Source organism: Streptomyces sp. NPDC003023 (genome assembly GCF_042888225.1).
Classification (GTDB): domain Bacteria; phylum Actinomycetota; class Actinomycetes; order Streptomycetales; family Streptomycetaceae; genus Streptomyces.
The window spans coordinates 1,461,928-1,477,718 of record NZ_JBIAPL010000001.1 but is presented as its reverse complement, the minus strand read 5'-3'; the positions used below and the strand labels follow the sequence as shown (position 1 = coordinate 1,477,718).

At 70.8% G+C, this 15,791-nt stretch carries 15 protein-coding genes and 1 tRNA gene; 11 read left to right on the top strand and 5 right to left on the bottom strand.

Features of this window, described 5'->3' with window-relative positions; all coding sequences use genetic code 11:
- The first annotated feature begins 528 nt into the window (after positions 1 to 528).
- The 4 genes from ACFYV1_RS06300 (at position 529) to ACFYV1_RS06285 (ending at position 5,731) form a co-directional block, all read left to right on the top strand.
- Positions 529 to 3,444, top strand: a complete 2,916-nt coding sequence (locus ACFYV1_RS06300) for a glycoside hydrolase family 48 protein (RefSeq protein ID WP_389394179.1) — start codon at positions 529 to 531, stop codon at positions 3,442 to 3,444.
- A gap of 188 nt (positions 3,445 to 3,632) precedes the next feature.
- Positions 3,633 to 4,079, top strand: a complete 447-nt coding sequence (locus tag ACFYV1_RS06295) for a hypothetical protein (protein ID WP_389394178.1) — start codon at positions 3,633 to 3,635, stop codon at positions 4,077 to 4,079.
- A gap of 14 nt (positions 4,080 to 4,093) precedes the next feature.
- The gene (locus tag ACFYV1_RS06290) at positions 4,094 to 4,813 is read left to right on the top strand and encodes a hypothetical protein (RefSeq protein WP_389394177.1); all 720 of its coding nucleotides are present in this window, start codon (positions 4,094 to 4,096) and stop codon (positions 4,811 to 4,813) included.
- A 9-nt stretch (positions 4,814 to 4,822) separates the two neighbouring features.
- Positions 4,823 to 5,731 carry a transporter substrate-binding domain-containing protein gene (locus ACFYV1_RS06285; protein ID WP_389394176.1) on the top strand — a complete coding sequence of 303 codons (909 nt, stop codon included), beginning with the start codon at positions 4,823 to 4,825 and terminating at the stop codon, positions 5,729 to 5,731.
- Between the two features lie 42 nt (positions 5,732 to 5,773).
- Here the strand turns inward: ACFYV1_RS06285 and ACFYV1_RS06280 are convergent, their stop codons facing one another.
- On the bottom strand, positions 5,774 to 7,084 hold the full coding sequence (locus ACFYV1_RS06280) for an MFS transporter (protein WP_389394175.1): 1,311 nt from the start codon (positions 7,082 to 7,084) through the stop codon (positions 5,774 to 5,776).
- On the bottom strand, positions 7,081 to 8,463 hold the full coding sequence (locus ACFYV1_RS06275) for a hypothetical protein (RefSeq protein WP_389394174.1): 1,383 nt from the start codon (positions 8,461 to 8,463) through the stop codon (positions 7,081 to 7,083). The genes ACFYV1_RS06280 and ACFYV1_RS06275 overlap by 4 nt, the downstream gene beginning before the upstream one ends.
- 123 nt (positions 8,464 to 8,586) lie before the next feature.
- On the opposite strand from ACFYV1_RS06275, the gene ACFYV1_RS06270 reads away from it, so the two are divergent.
- Positions 8,587 to 9,090, top strand: coding sequence for an SsgA family sporulation/cell division regulator (locus ACFYV1_RS06270; RefSeq protein ID WP_389394173.1), 504 nt, complete (start codon positions 8,587 to 8,589; stop codon positions 9,088 to 9,090).
- A 197-nt stretch (positions 9,091 to 9,287) separates the two neighbouring features.
- Here ACFYV1_RS06270 and ACFYV1_RS06265 read toward each other — a convergent pair whose 3' ends face one another.
- Positions 9,288 to 9,842 (bottom strand): DoxX family protein, encoded by a 555-nt coding sequence (locus tag ACFYV1_RS06265; protein ID WP_389394172.1) that lies wholly within the window; start codon positions 9,840 to 9,842, stop codon positions 9,288 to 9,290.
- Positions 9,843 to 10,072: 230 nt separating this feature from the next.
- Here ACFYV1_RS06265 and ACFYV1_RS06260 point away from each other — a divergent pair, with 230 nt between their 5' ends.
- The 4 genes from ACFYV1_RS06260 to ACFYV1_RS06245 all read left to right on the top strand — a co-directional run bounded on the left by ACFYV1_RS06260 (position 10,073) and on the right by ACFYV1_RS06245 (position 13,021).
- Positions 10,073 to 10,612: a hypothetical protein gene (locus ACFYV1_RS06260; protein WP_389394589.1), complete on the top strand. Its 540-nt coding sequence runs from the start codon at positions 10,073 to 10,075 to the stop codon at positions 10,610 to 10,612.
- Positions 10,613 to 10,691: 79 nt separating this feature from the next.
- Positions 10,692 to 11,528, top strand: coding sequence for a DUF4097 domain-containing protein (locus tag ACFYV1_RS06255; protein WP_389394171.1), 837 nt, complete (start codon positions 10,692 to 10,694; stop codon positions 11,526 to 11,528).
- Positions 11,529 to 11,586: 58 nt separating this feature from the next.
- Positions 11,587 to 12,801 (top strand): cytochrome P450, encoded by a 1,215-nt coding sequence (locus ACFYV1_RS06250; RefSeq protein ID WP_389394170.1) that lies wholly within the window; start codon positions 11,587 to 11,589, stop codon positions 12,799 to 12,801.
- 4 nt (positions 12,802 to 12,805) lie between these two features.
- Positions 12,806 to 13,021: a ferredoxin gene (locus ACFYV1_RS06245; protein WP_389394169.1), complete on the top strand. Its 216-nt coding sequence runs from the start codon at positions 12,806 to 12,808 to the stop codon at positions 13,019 to 13,021.
- Between the two features lie 154 nt (positions 13,022 to 13,175).
- On the opposite strand, the gene ACFYV1_RS06240 is transcribed toward ACFYV1_RS06245, so the two are convergent.
- A tRNA-Pro gene (locus tag ACFYV1_RS06240) sits at positions 13,176 to 13,249 on the bottom strand.
- A 169-nt stretch (positions 13,250 to 13,418) separates the two neighbouring features.
- Between ACFYV1_RS06240 and ACFYV1_RS06235 the strand changes: the two genes are divergently transcribed.
- A complete protein-coding gene (locus tag ACFYV1_RS06235; RefSeq protein ID WP_389394168.1) occupies positions 13,419 to 13,997 on the top strand; it encodes a DUF309 domain-containing protein in 579 nt (192 codons plus the stop codon).
- Positions 13,998 to 14,069: 72 nt separating this feature from the next.
- Here ACFYV1_RS06235 and ACFYV1_RS06230 read toward each other — a convergent pair whose 3' ends face one another.
- Positions 14,070 to 14,429: a DUF488 domain-containing protein gene (locus tag ACFYV1_RS06230; protein WP_389394167.1), complete on the bottom strand. Its 360-nt coding sequence runs from the start codon at positions 14,427 to 14,429 to the stop codon at positions 14,070 to 14,072.
- Positions 14,430 to 14,672: 243 nt separating this feature from the next.
- On the opposite strand from ACFYV1_RS06230, the gene ACFYV1_RS06225 reads away from it, so the two are divergent.
- Complete coding sequence (locus ACFYV1_RS06225; RefSeq protein ID WP_389394166.1) at positions 14,673 to 15,704, top strand: LacI family DNA-binding transcriptional regulator; 1,032 nt, start codon at positions 14,673 to 14,675, stop codon at positions 15,702 to 15,704.
- Positions 15,705 to 15,791 lie beyond the last annotated feature (87 nt).

The following is a 15,791-nucleotide window of genomic DNA, read 5'->3' as shown; positions in this document are numbered from 1 at the left end:
GCGGCTCGTGATGTCGCGGCTCATGGGGTGACGTTTCCTCTCATCGGCGATTCAAGGGTGGGGGCGTGCAGCTGGTGGCGAAGCCCTGGGACCGCACCCGGAGTGGGAGCGCTCCCAGCCAAATGGCCGGATTCCCAAGTGAATCCGGGCCGTTCGGGAGACTTCACTTGCGGACGTGCCGGCCGTCGCGATCCGGCATCGTCCGGCGCGGGCAGGTCGCCGGGCGGAGCGACGGGTAGGTGCGGGGGTGACGCATGAGCGACTCCTTGCAGCTGGGATGCGCCGATCCGGCGCATCCAGTGATGGAACCGCTCCCACTGGTTGCACCGGAGGCTAGCGCCGAACGCCGGGCCGGAAAAGAGGAGTTGGCAAATTTCTTGACGGAGCGCAGTTCGGCACCCCGGTTTCTGTGACAACTCTTGACAGCACCGACCCGCCACCTCACCGTGGGAGCGCTCCCACTGGTTCAAGGCTTGTGCTCAGCATGCTCCGTGCCCAACTCCCCGAGCCGCTAGGAGAGTCACCCCCATGTCCCCACCAGGCAGACGACGCCCGCTGCGGCTTGTGCTCACGGCGCTCGCCGCCGTCCTCTCGCTCCCCCTGGCCCTGACCGCGACCGGCACCGCGCCGGCCCACGCCGCCGCCGTCCAGTGCAGCGTCGACTACAAGACGAGTGACTGGGGCTCCGGTTTCACCGCCGATCTCACCGTCACCAACCGCGGCTCGGAGACGATCGACGACTGGACCCTGACCTACGACTACGCAGGGAACCAGAAGCTCAGCAACGGCTGGAACGGCACCTGGTCGCAGTCCGGCCGGACCGTCACCGTCAAGGCCCCCGCCTGGAGCCGCTCGATCGGCGTCGGTGCCGCCGTCAGCACCGGCGCCCAGTTCTCCTACAGCGGCACCAACACCGCCCCCACCGCCTTCGCCGTCAACGGCACCAACTGCACCGGCGCGCACCAGCCGCCGATCGCGGTCCTCACCAGCCCTGCCGCGGGGGCCGTCTTCTCCGCCGGTGACGCGGTCCCGATGGCCGCGACGGCTGCCGCTGCCGACGGCGCGAGTGTGAGCAGGGTCGAGTTCTACAGCGACACGACGCTGCTGGGCACCGACACCACCTCGCCGTACGCCTTCAGCGCCGCCGGGCTCGCGGCCGGCGACTACTCCCTCTACGCGAAGGCCTACGACAGCCTGGGCGCCTCCGCCGAGTCCGCGCCGGTCGGGATCACCGTGGCCGCCGGCCCCGCCGTCGTCGCCTCGCCGGCGCAACTCGGCATCCAGCAGGGCTCGTCGGGGACGTTCGACGTCAAGCTGTCGACCCGGCCGTCCTCCGGCGTCACGGTCTCGGTGGCCCGCACCGCCGGCAACACCGGGCTGAGCGTGAGCAGCGGGGCGAGCCTCGCCTTCACCTCGTCGAACTGGAACACGGCGCAGAAGGTCACCATCGCCGCCGCCGCCGAGGGCAGCGGCTCGGCCACCTTCGCCGTGACGGCCCCGGGCCATGCGGCGGCCGAGGTGACCGTGACGCAGCTGGGCGGTTCCAAGGAATACGACGAACGCTTCCTCGACCTGTACGGGAAGATCACCGACCCGGCCAACGGCTACTTCTCACCCGAGGGCATCCCGTACCACTCCGTCGAGACCCTGATCGTCGAGGCTCCCGACCACGGGCACGAGACGACGTCGGAGGCGTACAGCTATCTGATCTGGCTGCAGGCCATGTACGGCCGGATCAGCGGCGACTGGTCGAAGTTCAACGGCGCCTGGGAAATCATGGAGAAGTACATGATCCCCACACACGCCGACCAGGCCACCGGGTCCTTCTACGACCCGAACAAGCCGGCCACCTACGCCCCCGAGCACGACCTGCCCTCCCAGTACCCGGCCGAGCTCCAGCCCTCCGTCGCCTCCGGCAAGGACCCGATCGCCGCCGAGCTCAAGAGCGCGTACGGCACGGACGACGTCTACGGCATGCACTGGCTGCAGGACGTCGACAACGTCTACGGGTACGGCAACGAGCCGGGCAAGTGCGAGGCGGGGCCGAGCGCCACCGGTCCCTCGTACATCAACACCTTCCAGCGCGGTCCGCAGGAGTCCGTGTGGGAGACCGTGCCACAGCCGACCTGCGACAAGTTCGCCTACGGCGGCCCGAACGGCTACCTGGACCTGTTCACCAAGGACGCCTCGTACGCCAAGCAGTGGAAGTTCACCAACGCGCCGGACGCGGACGCGCGAGCCGTGCAGGCCGCCTACTGGGCGGACATCTGGGCCAAGGAGCAGGGCAAGGGCTCCGCGGTCTCGGGGACGGTCGCCAAGGCCGCGAAGATGGGTGACTACCTGCGCTACGCGATGTTCGACAAGTACTTCAAGAAGGTCGGCGACTGCGTCGGGCCCACCACCTGCCCGGCAGGCACCGGCAAGGACAGTTCGCACTATCTGCTGTCCTGGTACTACGCCTGGGGCGGCGCGGCCGACCCCTCCGCGGGCTGGGCCTGGCGGATCGGTTCCAGCCACGCGCACGGCGGCTACCAGAACCCCCTGGCCGCCCACGCGCTCAGCGCCTACGCCCCGCTGAAGCCCAAGTCGGCGACGGCGCAGGCCGACTGGGCCAAGAGTCTGGAGCGGCAGATCGAGTTCTACCGCTGGCTGCAGTCCGACGAGGGCGCGATCGCCGGCGGCGCGACGAACAGCGTCGGCGGCCGCTACGAGGCTCCCGCGGCCGGTACGCCGACGTTCTACGGCATGGCCTACGACGAGAAACCGGTCTACCACGACCCGCCGTCGAACCAGTGGTTCGGCTTCCAGGCGTGGTCGATGGAACGAGTCGCCGAGTACTACCAGCAGACGGGTGACGCCCAGGCCGGTGCGGTGCTCGACAAGTGGGTCGACTGGGCGCTGTCCGAGACGACTGTCAACCCGGACGGCACCTTCCTGATGCCCTCCACCCTCCAGTGGTCCGGCAAGCCCGACACCTGGAACGCCTCCGCCCCCGGCGCCAACGCCGGTCTGCACGTCACGGTGGCCGACTACACCCAGGACGTCGGGGTGGCCGGCGCGTACGCCAAGGTGCTGACGTACTACGCGGCACGGTCGGGCGACGCCGACGCGAAGCGGGTGGCGAAGGCGCTGCTGGACGGCATGTGGGACCACCACCAGGACGCCCTCGGCATCGCGGTGCCGGAGACCCGGACGGACTACAACCGGTTCGACGACCCGGTGTACGTGCCGAGCGGCTGGACGGGCACGATGCCGAACGGGGACACCGTCGACTCGTCCTCGACGTTCGCGTCGCTGCGCTCCTTCTACCAGGACGACCCGGCGTGGTCGAAGATCGAGAACTACCTGGCGGGCGGCGCCGCGCCCCAGTTCACGTACCACCGCTTCTGGGCCCAGGCGGACATCGCCCTGGCGATGGGTGCGTACGCGGAGCTGCTCGAGTGACGCCGACACGTCGCTGAGCGCCTCCGCCGCGAGCGAGCCGGGCGGGCATCTCCCCCATGATGCCCGCCCGGTTCTGTCGTGCGCGGGCCACGGGCCCCGTGACGTGAAGTCATTTGAGAGACACGCAACGTTGAGTAGAGTTCGACGTGATCCGCGTGACCCGCGTGATCGTGAGGGGAGGAGACCGTATGTCCGAGTTACTGACAGCCGCAGCCGTCATCGCCCCGTTCGTCAGCACCGCGGCGACATCCTTCGCCGGTGCCGTCGTCGAGTCGGCGCAGACCAGGCTGGCGGACAGCGCAGTGGAACGGGGCCGGGTACTGCTGGGCAGGGTGCTCCGCAGGGATGCCGAGGACCCGCCGGAGACCGAGCAGGACGCCGCCGCGACGACGGCCATCGAAGGACTCTCCGGGGAGGACCGTGAGGTCCTGGAGGGCGCCATCGGCGAATGGCTGGCCGACGGGGCCGACTTGAGCGCGGAGTCTCTCCGTACGCACATCAGGCTCGCCCACCGCACCTACCGGAGTGCCGACAGGATCCAGGTCACGTCGCACGGCGACGGCTCGCCGGCGATCGGCAAGCTGGACACGGCGAACTTCTACTTCAACCCCAAGCCCGACAAGGCCGGTAGTTGACCGGCGATCACCCGGTGAACGCCAGAGCCGGCACCACGGGCGACCAGTCACCGGCCATCGGCTTCGTCAGCAAGCTCTTCCTCAGCGTGTTCTTCGGCGACGTCGACAAGTTCGCCGACACGGCGAAACGCTGGAGCGGCTGGAACTGGCCACCGTTCCTGCTCGTCCTGTCCCTCGGCACGTTCGCCCTGATCAACGCGCCCGACGGGCCGTTGCGCCAGTTCGTGTGGGTCTACCTGGCCATCGGTGCGGCGGTCGTACTGGCGCTGGTGCGACTGGTCGCCCCTTCGGGTGAAACGCGTGCCCGCCGCTGGCGTGTGCTCATGTCGGCAACTGCGGTGATCTGCGCGTTCGCCGGGACCGTGGGCATGGATCACCTCGCGGAGCACGGCGAGATCGACGTCACCGGGCGCACCAGCATCTCGCCCGACACGGCCACCGCCGGATCGGAGCTGCGGCTCGTCGTGGACAACCCCGCGGACCGCTCGCGGCTGCGTCTGACCCTCACCATCAGGGACGCCGCCCGCGGCTCCCAGTTCTGCGCGCCGGAGACCAGCTACTCCGCGCAGTTGCCGGGAAACGCGAGTACCCGCGTCGAGGGTGTGCGCAGCGGCGAGGCGGTCGAGTTCTCCCTGGGCGGGCTGCGGGGCGACATCGAGGCCCGGATCACCCTGTTGACCGACGAAGGCTGCCGGATGAGCGTGTCCGTCGCGGACGTCGTACTCCACGACTGAGAGGACACCGTGTCTGCCACCTCCGCATCCCTGCGTTCCTCCGTACGCGTGCTGAGACGCACGTCGGCCGTCGTCGCCTCGCTGGCAGTGCTCGTGAACCTGGCCGCCTGCTCGTCGCAGGACCCGAAGCCGAAGTTCCTCGGCGTGGACAGGGTCACCGTCGCGATGCACAACGACCTGCCAGGACTGTCCTACTCCTCGAACTACGACCGATCGGGCCTGGACTTCCTTCTGCTCCAGCACATCCAGGACGAGCTGGACGTCTCCTTCAGCGAACCCGTCGACGTCTCCTCCGACGACCGTGTGACCCAACTCCTCAAGCGGAAGGCGGACATGACGATCGCCTCCTTCTCCATCACGGCCGACCGGATGGACCTGGTCGACTTCGTGGGCCCCTATCTCACCACCCGGCAGGGTTTCCTGGTCGGGCCCAAGAGCCCCGCCGTGGACACCATGGACGATCTGCGGGGCAGCCGCGTCTGCACCTGGGAGGGGACGACGTCCCGCGAGGCACTGGACGACATCAAGGACACGGCGGGCGCGGACCCGGTCGTCCTCGACGACGCGTCCGACTGCATCCAGCAGCTGATCTCCGGCCAGGTCCAAGCGGTCTCCACCGACCAGGCCATCCTGTACGGCTTCGCCCGGCAGCACGAGGACGACGAACTGCGGGTGGTGCCCGATCTGACGATAGGAGCACCTCAGCACTACGGCATCGGGATGCCCAAGGGGCACGGGACGGACTGCCGCAGGCTCATGGCCTGGCTGAAGAGGCATGTGGGCAGCAGCACCTGGATCAGGGACGTCGAGACGTCCCTTCCGGCCCTGACGGAGGAGAACAGGGCCTGGATCAGCAGCCACAAGCCGAGCTCCGCCGCGATCGAGGCCCGGTCCTGCCGGGACAAGGTCAGCCCTTGAACGCGGCGGCACGAGGCCGGCGCCGGAACACGCCGGCACCAGTCAGCCCTTGAACGCGGCGGGCCTGGCGGGCAGGAGCAGCAGGCACGCCAGGCTCACCGCGCACACTCCGGTCAGGTAGGCGGCCACCGCCCAGGGCAGCTGTCCGGTGGCCGACTGGAAGAGACGGCTGTTGATCAGCGGTGTGAGGGCGCCACCGAGCAACGCCCCGGTGTTGTACGAGATCGCGGTGCCCGCTGCACGCACTCCCGGCTCGAACAGCTCGGGGATGTAGCCGCCCTGCACGCCGAGCATGGTGACCAGTGCGAGCAGCATCAGCGTGGTGGCCGCCCAGATCGCCACCGGGTGGCCGGTCCCGAGCAGCGCCAGGTACGGCACCGTGCACGCGGCCATGGCGAGGCAGCCGATGATGCTGAGCCTGCGCCGGCCGTGGCGGTCGCCGAGTGCGGCGGCGAGCGGGGTGGCCGCCGCCATGACCGTCATCGCCGCCATCAGGCACAGCAGCGTCCGTGTGGGCGTCATGGCCGGGTGGCGGGTGACGTGGGACATCGCCCATGTGGTGGCCGTGTAGTGGACGGCGTACGTGCACATCACAGCTCCGGCCACGAGCAGCACTCGCATGCCGTGCAGACGGATCACCTGCCGCACTGGGCTGCGGACGACTCCGCCTTCGCGAGCAAGGTCCCGGAAGACCGGGCTCTCCACGACTCCGGAGCGCAGCAGGTAGCCGACCACGGTGAGCAGTCCGGCGAACCAGAACGGCACCCGCCACCCCCAGGACATGAACTGGTCGGTGCTCAGGGTGGTCGTGAGGGCGAGCACCGCGGCGTTGGCGAGCAGGAACCCGGCCGCCGGCCCGACCTGGGGGAACGAGGCCCACAGTCCCCGGTGCCTGGCCGGAGCGTGCTCGGTGGCGAGGAGCACTGCGCCGGTCCACTCGCCGCCGATGCCGAGCCCCTGGACGAACCGGAGTACGACGAGGCAGACGGGAGCGAGCACCCCCGACTCCCGGTAGCCGGGCAGCAATCCGACACCGAGTGTGGCCAGTCCGGTGACCAGGACGGTGGACTGCAGCACCGTCCGGCGGCCGAAGCGGTCGCCTATGTGACCGAACAGGACCGCCCCGAGCGGGCGGGCCACGAAACCGGTGGCGAATGTGCCGAGCGCCGCGAGCGTCGCGGTGGCCGGCGCGAACTCGGGGAAGAACACGGGTCCGAGGACGAGCGCGGCGGCGGTCGCGTACAGCGCGAAGTCGTAGAACTCGATCAGCGTGCCGATGAGCGCCGCGGCCGTGATCCGGTTGACCGCCGCCGGCGCGCGACCCCGCTCCGTGAGCAGGGAGCGGCTCGTCACCTGCCCTCCTGGGCCGACCAGAGCCGGATCCGTTCCGCGAGGTCGAGCGCGGCGGGCACTCTGCCGTGGCAGTACGGCGACAGGCCGTGGCGCATGTCGGCCACCGCTCGGAGCACCCGTGCAGAGCGCACCCCGTCCATCAGCTCCAGTGCCGCTCTCCAGGTGTCGCAGGCCTGCTCCACCCTGCCCTGGCGGCACTGCATGGCCCCGGTGTGCGCGACGTTCAGCGCGGTGATGCGCCGGTACTGACCGCCGGGTCTGCGCCGGACGGCGCGGCTGAAGTGCTGCTCGGCCACGGCGTAGGAGCCCATGTGCTCGGCGGCCTTGGCCGAGTGGTTGCCCACGCAGGCTCGTGCCGATCCCCAGAGCGCGGCCCAGTAGGGCATCTCCCGCTCGTCGGCGTCCTGCACCAGCCGTTCGGCGCGGGCGGCTTCCGCCACCGCTTCGCGGCCGCGGTCGGCCATGGCGAGGGCACGGGCCCTGGTCACCACGTACAGTGCCTCGGTCGCCGGGTCGGATCGTCTGCCGATGTGGCGCAGTGCCGCGTCGATCAGGTCGAGCGAGTGCTCGGGGCGGCCCACCTCCATGCCGTGGTGGGCGAGGACCCGCAGCACGAAGGCGCTGTGCAGGTCGTTTCCCGCCTCCCTGGTCAGCCGGTAGGCCTGGAGGTAGTAGCGCTGGGCGAGTCCCTGCTCCCCGGCGTCGTACGCCTTCCAGCCGGCCAGATAGACGACGCAGGCACCGGCCGACAGCATCCGCGCCTTGAGCTCCTGCGTGCGGAACCGGGCACGGCAGAGATCCGCGACGTCACTGCGCAGGTACTGCACCAGGGCGGATCTCCCGTGCTGCCCGCCGTGCCGTTCGTCGACCGCGGTGAACAGGCGGGTCATCTCGCGTACGGCTTCGACCTCCTGCTCGCCCATGACGCCCGGGCGGTCCACGGGCAGGGTCCGGCTCCACGGCGCCGAGGCGTCGAGAGGGAGGGCCGCGGCCGGGACGCTGTAGGGGATCGCCCGGGAGAGGTCGCGACGCTCGAGGTCGGCGCCTGCCAGCAGGTCGAGGACGTCGAGGGGGTCGCGGTCGGCGCCGAGCCCCGGGGCCGGCACCGCCTCTTCGCCCTCCTCCCCCGACACGTCCGCCAGATCCAGCTGCTGGGGCGACAGCGCCCGGCCGGTACCGCGCGAGAGCGCTTCTGCGACGAGTTCGGCCGTCCTGCGGTTGGGCCGGGTGCCCGCGACCCAGTGGGCGATGGCGGAAGAGTTCGTACGGGCGGTGAGGCCGTTCTCGGCCGCGACGGACCGGATCTGCCGCGCGAGTTCCGCATAGCTGTAGCCGGCCTCCCGGACGGCCCGTGCCAGCCGCTCGTTCCTCGCTCGCATCCGAACTCCGTCCTGGTTTAAGCGGTCTAAGCGACCCCGCCGCCGACAGACGCTATCCAGGACGGCCTCCGTCGCGTTGACATCTCGTCAGACGACCGCACTCACGAGTGAGGAATCCTTCAAGTGCCTGCAGGGAGCACCGAGTCGCGGGATCATGCACCGGACGCCCGCACTGTCGTGGAGCGCGAGCTGGAGTTCGAGCTCGTACTCGCGGGACGGCCGACCGCCCGGACGCCGGTCCCGGTGGCGACACGCCTGACGTACCGGGTCGGCGACCCGTACGCGGTGCACATCGACTTCCACTGCGACACCCGCTCCCCTGTCCACTGGGTCTTCGGCAGGGATCTGCTGATCGACGGCGTCTACCGCCCCAGCGGCCAGGGCGATGTGCGGATCTGGCCCACGCAGATCAGTGAGGAGCGCGCGGTCGTGTGCCTGTCGCTCTCCACGGCGGACGGGACGGCGGTGCTGCGGGCCCCCGCGCTCGCGTTGTCCGCCTGGCTGGAGCGCACCATGCGCCTCGTGCCGCCCGGCCGCGAGCATGTCGTCGTCCCGGCTCCGACGGCCGCGCGGACTCCGGGGTCCGCCCCGTGGGCCGGGCGGCACCGGGAGTCGCCCGAGCAATGAGCGCGGGCCGTGCCGGATCCTTCCGACACGGCCTGCGACCGGCGGCCCGCGCTCACGGCAGGCGAGTCCGCCCGTGTCCCCGCCGGGTCTCGCGGCCGGCAGGGTGATCACGGCCTGGACGCGGGGGCGTCCGGCGGGGACCGGAACGCGACCGGGCCCACCGGGCCCTGCGCCGGATCGCCGTCCGGCACCGCACGTTACTTGCGGAGCAGCAGGACCACCGCGGCGGACACGACACCGACGACGACGGCGCCGATTCCGTAGGAGAGCCGGTGATTGCGCAGGCCCGGCAGCAGGCGGTCGACCGCGTAACGGCCAGGGCCGGCCACGGTGACGGCCGCCGCCGCGGCGACCAGCAGGAGCTCGTACTCCACGCCTGCCGGGGCGAAGAAGCCACCGCCCCACTTGACGGCGACGGCGTTGATCATGGTGCCCACGACGGCGGCGCCGGCCAGCGGGGTGAGGAGTCCCAGCACGAGTCCCAGGCCTCCAAGGACCTCGCTGAGACCGGCCAGGGCCGCCATGGTCGTACCGGACGGGTACCCGCTCATCTCGAAGAACTGACCGGTCCCCTCGATGCCCCCGCCACCGAACCAGCCGAACAGCTTCTGTGCGCCGTGGGCGGCCATGACCAGGCCGGTCACCACGCGCAGCAGCAGGAGTCCGGTGTTGGCGGCGTGCGGCGCGGGAGCGGCCGGAGCGCCGGTGACTTCGGCGGATCCGGTCGAAGGCGTGATCGTCGACGTGGTCACGGAATTGCTCTCCTCTGCAGTGGTCGGGCCGACCGTCCACTGCGGACATCCGCCCTCACCTAAAAGCTTGAACTTTCAACATGAACATAGGCGCCACGAAATCACCGAGTCAAGCCGAGCGGTCTCGCGCCCCTTGGCGACCGGTCCACCGACCACCCTTGACGCCGTACGGCACCATCTGGCGCCAATACTTCTTGATGTGGCGCCATTTTGGTGCCATCATGACACCCATGGACCTGACCCCCTATGTCGATCACCTCCGCCGGGAGCTCGCAGTCGCCGCGCACGCAGGCGGGGACGAGGCGCGCGCCCTGGCCGAGCGACTCACCGCCCCTTTGGAGTCGGCCGCCCGGCTGACCCTGCTGAACGCACTCTCCGCCGCCTCCGAGGAGATCACCCGCGAACTGGCACCTGGGTCCGTGGACGTGCGCCTGCGGGGCCTCGACCCCGAGTTCGTGGTGACGGCCCCGCCGGCCGCCGAGCCCTCGACCGACGAGGCTCCGACCATGGCGGCACCCTTGGCGCCACCGGTGGCACCTGTGGCGCCACACCCGGCGGACAGCGATGAAGGGGGTACGGCCCGGATCAACTTCCGGCTCCCGGCGCCACTGAAGGCCCGGGTCGAGGATGCGGCCGGCCGGGAGGGACTGTCCGTCAACGCCTGGCTCGTGCGGGCCATGGCCGTCGCCCTCGAACCGGGCGCCGAACCGGCCCGGCCGGCGACGCGAACCTCGCGTCGCGGCCAGGGCTACCAGGGCTGGGTCCGCTAGCCGGGTACTCGGCCGCCACTCAGCGCACTACCGCCCCACCTGCGCAAACACACTCCAGAGTCAAGAGGACGGGACAGCCATGCCTTCTTACGAGACCCCCGAACCCATCACCGCGGTCCTCGAGTTCGAGGTCGGCAATGTGCGGCTCAGCGCGAGCAGGCGAGCGGACACGGTCGTCGAGGTGCGGCCGAGCAACGGCGACGACGACGCGGACGTACGGGCCGCCCAGCAGACCAAGGTCACGTACGCGGCCGGCACCCTCGCCCTCAAGGGCCCCAAGAAACGCAGTCTGTTCGGCAAGCACGGCTCGATCGACATCGCCGTCGAACTCCCCACGGGATCGCACGTCCGCGGCACCTCACCCATGGGTGACTACATCGGCGAGGGACAGCTCGGCGAGTGCCGCGTCAAGACGTCGCTCGGCGACATCCGGCTCGACGAGGCCGCCGTGGTGAACCTGCGGACCGGCTTCGGCGACGTCCGCGTCGAGCGAGCGGTGGGCGACGCAGAGATCCACGCGTCGGGCCGGGTCGACGTCGGCGAGATCGTGGGCGCCGCGACCGTCAAGAACGGGAACGGCGAGACCGCGATCGGCGAGATCACCGGCGCCCTCAAGGTCAACGCAGCCAACGGCCGCATCACCGTCGGCCTCGCGCACGCCGCGGTGGAGGCCAAGTCCGCCAACGGCCCGATCAGCGTGAGGCAGGTGACGCGCGGCGTGATCGACCTCCACACCGCCATCGGCGACGTGGAGGTCGGTATCCGCGAGTCCACGGCGGCCTGGCTGGACGTCAACTCCAAGTTCGGCACCATCCGCAACGCCCTCGACGCCGCAGAAGGCCCCGACGCCGCCGACGAGACCGTGGAGATCCATGCCCGAACCGGCGTCGGCAACATCGTGATCCGCCGCGCCTGACCCACCGGGCCCACCCGCCCTGAAGAAGACGCCGCTCCCCCTGAACGAAAGAGGAACCATGACCACGACTCCCGATGCCACCGAACCCGTCACGCTCCCCACGCAGCGCGCCGCCGGCTGCCCCTTCGACCCGCCCGCCGGACTCGCGGAGTTGCGCGAGAAGCAGCCGCTGGCCCGGATGACGTACCCCGACGGGCACGTCGGCCGGCTCGCCACCGGATACTCCGCGGTCCGCTCGATCATGGGCGACTCCCGCTTCAGTTCGCGGTACGAGTTGATGCACTATCCCTTCCCCCAAGGGCCCGAGGGCCCTCTGCCGCCCGCGCCCGTCGGGGACATGACCGGCATGGACGCCCCTGAGCACACCCGCTTCCGGCGGCTGCTGACAGGGAAGTTCACCGTCCGGCGCATGCGCCGGCTCACCGAACGGTTACACGAGATCACCGCCGCGCAGCTGGACGCGATGGAGCGCCGGGGGCCCGGCGCCGACCTGGTCGAGGCGTTCGCCCGGCCCGTTCCCGCACTGATGATCTGCGAGCTCCTCGGAGTTCCCTACGCCGACCGGGAGCGCTTCCAGCACCACGCCCACACGCTCATGTCCATGGACGTGGCACCCGAGGACCGGTACGCCGCCATGACCGGCCTCCAGGAGTACATGGCGGAACTGATCGCCGCCAAGCGGGCCGAGCCCTGCGACGACCTCCTCGGCGACCTGGCCCAGGACTCCGACCTCACCGACGAGGAACTCGTAGGCGTCGGCGGCTTCCTGCTCGCGGCCGGGCTCGACACCACCGCCAACATGATCGCCCACGGCACCTTCGCACTGCTCTGCAACCCGGACCAGGCCGAGGCCCTGCGCACGGATCCCGGTCTCGCACCGCAGGCCGTGGAAGAGCTGATGCGCTACCTGACGGTCGCACACACCAGCGTGAAGACCGCGCTGGAGGACGTCGAGCTGGACGGCCGGACGATCAGGGCGGGCGAGAGCGTCACCCTCTCACTCGAAGCCGCCAACCGTGACCCGGAGAGGTTCCCGGACCCCGACACCCTCGACCTGCGGCGCAAAGCCACCGGACACCTGGGCTTCGGACACGGCATCCACCAGTGCCTGGGGCAGCAACTGGCCCGCGTGGAACTGGCGGTTGCCCTGCCCGCACTGCTCGACCGGTTCCCCACCCTGCGCCTCGACGTACCGGCCGCGGAGGTACCGCTGCGCACCGACATGAACATCTACGGCGTGCACCTGCTGCCCGTCACCTGGGACGAGGCCTGATCCCGTGGACGTCAGCGTCGACCGTGACCGCTGCCTCGGCGCCGGCATGTGCGCCCTGACCGCCCCCGCGGTCTTCGACCAGGACCAGGACGACGGCCTCGTCGCGCTCCTGAACGCCCGGCCGCCCCAGGAGCAGCACGCGGCAGTCCGTGTCGCCGCCGACGCGTGCCCCGCCTCCGCCGTCACCCTCACGGAACGCGATGGCTCCACCCCCGAGTAGTCGCCACCCACCCGGATCCGCACCCGTGGCACCAGCGGACGAGCGAGGCCGCCACAGCCGCAGGGGCCGCGTCCCTCCGGCCGGGTCCCCGAAATGGCCGAAGGGCCGTTTCAGATCTCTCTGAAACGGCCCCTCGGTTTCCGACTCTCGCAAGTCGGGACGACAGGATTTGAACCTGCGACCCCTTGACCCCCAGTCAAGTGCGCTACCAAGCTGCGCCACGTCCCGATGCGCGGTTCCTCCGGTTTCCCGGCCCGAGCGCGCAAGAGAACATTACCTCACTCTGCGGGGTCGTCGGACGCCCGGCCTGCGGCGCGAGGGCAATGCGGCCTGTGGCGCGACGGCGCGCGGGCGCACCGCCTGCCACCGACGAACGCGCACGAGGGACAATTGCGGCATGGACAAGGCATCCAGAGACCGCGACGCAGAGGGCCGCGCGCGCAACGCCCGCCCCCGTGACGGGCTGGGGCGCCCCCTCCCGCACGGCGCGCCCGGAGTGGAACGCCAACCGGAGGGCGTACTGCGCACCCCTTCCGAGACCCTCACAGAGGCGCAGCGACTGCTCGACGCCGGCAAGCCCTTCCACGCGCACGAGGTGTTCGAGGACGCCTGGAAATCCGGCCCCGAGGAGGAACGCGAGCTCTGGCGGGGTCTCGCCCAACTCGCGGTCGGCCTCACTCATGCCGCTCGCGGCAACATCACGGGCGGCGCCCGTCTGCTGCTGCGCGGCGCCGACCGGATCGTCGCCTTCCCCGGCCCGCACGGCATCGACGTACCCGGGCTGACCGGCTGGGCCCGTCGGCTCGCCGACCGGCTGACCGGCCCCGTGGACGCGGCTGCCGAGGCCCCGCGGCTGCTCGGTCAGCCCGATCGCCCGGGGCGCGCACTGCCGGCCACCTCCCCGACGCCGCCTCCAACTTCCGCAAGTGACGGCGGAAACGAGGGTCGACGTGCCCCGGGCTCCCGGACCGGCTGACGGTCTCCCCCACGACTGCGCCGGGTCGTCGGGTTCGGCAATCGGCCCCGCCCGGGGAGGGACCGGCCCGCGCTAAAGGAGGCGTTGGAGGACGGAAGTGTGGCTGCGGCCCGGCTCCTTGGCCGCCGTCAGGAGGGTCAACGGGCCTTCGGCGGCGAGAGCGCGCAGCTTTTCCAGCGCCTCGGCGGCGGCGGGTTCGGCGAGCTCCGCCTCGTAGCGCCGGCAGAACTCGTCGTACTCCCCGTCCGGCCCGTGGTACCAGCGCCGGAGTTCGGTCGACGGAGTCAGCGACTTGGGCCACTCGTCGACATGCGCTTCGTCCTTGCTCAGACCGCGCGGCCAGAGCCGGTCGACGAGAACACGGACCCCGTCGTCCGGGCCGGGCTCTTCGTAGATCCTGCGGACCTTCGCCTTGCCGCTTCCTCGCTTCATGCCACCAGGGTCACAGGGCACACCCGTCGGTGCGACCCGGCCCGGCATCGATTGCTCTGCCTTCATGAAATCGATTGCAGAGAATGCCCGTGCAGGATACAAAGACCTACGGAGGGTCATCGACCGGAACCGCTCCGAGGCCGGGGGAAATCCTTTTCAGGAGCGGGTAAGGTCAGGGAAACCCACGGTGAACAGGCTGGTGCGGCGGCGGTCTGCGCGGCGGACGAGAGGTGTGGACACACAGTGGTGACGATTCAGGACGTGGCACGGGCCGCCGGAGTGTCGCCGGCGACGGTGTCACGGGTCTTCAACGGCGGCAACGTCACAGCCGCCCGTGCCGAGTCCGTGCGGCAGGCGGCCGCCGAGCTGGGCTTCGCACCCAACCGGCTCGCGCGCTCCCTGCGCAAGCAGCAGTCCAGCGTGATCGGCCTGATCATCCCGGACATCGAGAACCCCTTCTTCACCTCTCTGGCCCGCGGGGTCGAGGACGCCGCACAACGCACCGGCATGTCCGTCGTCCTGTGCAACTCCGACGAGGACGTGGAGAAGGAACGCCGCTACATCGACATCGTGATGGGCGAGCAGATGGCAGGCGTGATCGTCGCCGCCGCGTCGCGCGACCGGACCGACCTGAGCCCGCTCATGGCGAGGGGCATGCCGGTGGTCGCCGTCGACCGGCGGCCCCACGACGCCGATGTCGACGCCGTCATGGTCGACAACCAGCACGGCGGCGAGGTCGCCACACGGCACCTGCTGCGGGCCGGCTACCAGCGGGTCGCCTGCATCACCGGCCCGGCGGGCGCCTCCACCTCGGAGGAACGCCTGGCCGGCTACCGGGCGGCACTGCGCGGCGAACTCGGCGCGGAGCGGAGCGGCGGCTCCGGGGACGCGGCAGGGACCGCGTCGTATGTGCGGCACGCGGACTTCCGCGTCGAGGGCGGCCGGGCCGCCATGCACGAACTGCTGGCGCTCCCCGAACCGCCGGACGCCGTCTTCGTCGCGAACAACCTGATGACCGTGGGCGCGCTGGAGGCCTTGCGCGAGGCGGGGCAGGCCCCGCCCGGAGTCGGCGTCCTGTCCTTCGGCGACGTGCCGTGGGCGTCGCTGGTACGGCCTTCGCTGACGACCGTGGAGCTGCCGTCGTACGACCTGGGGCGCACGGCGGCGGAGCTGCTGCTGCAGCGGATGGCGGGCAGCGAGGCGCTGCTCCAGACGGTGGTCCTGCGCACGACCCTGAAACCTCGCGACAGCACGTCGGGCCCGAGCGGCACGTAGCGCCCCTTCGGGGCGCGGTCTTCCGGTCCGGGGGCGTTGCGCCCCCGGGCCTTTGCGCGTGCGTCGTGGCGGGGTTGGTGGGTGCGG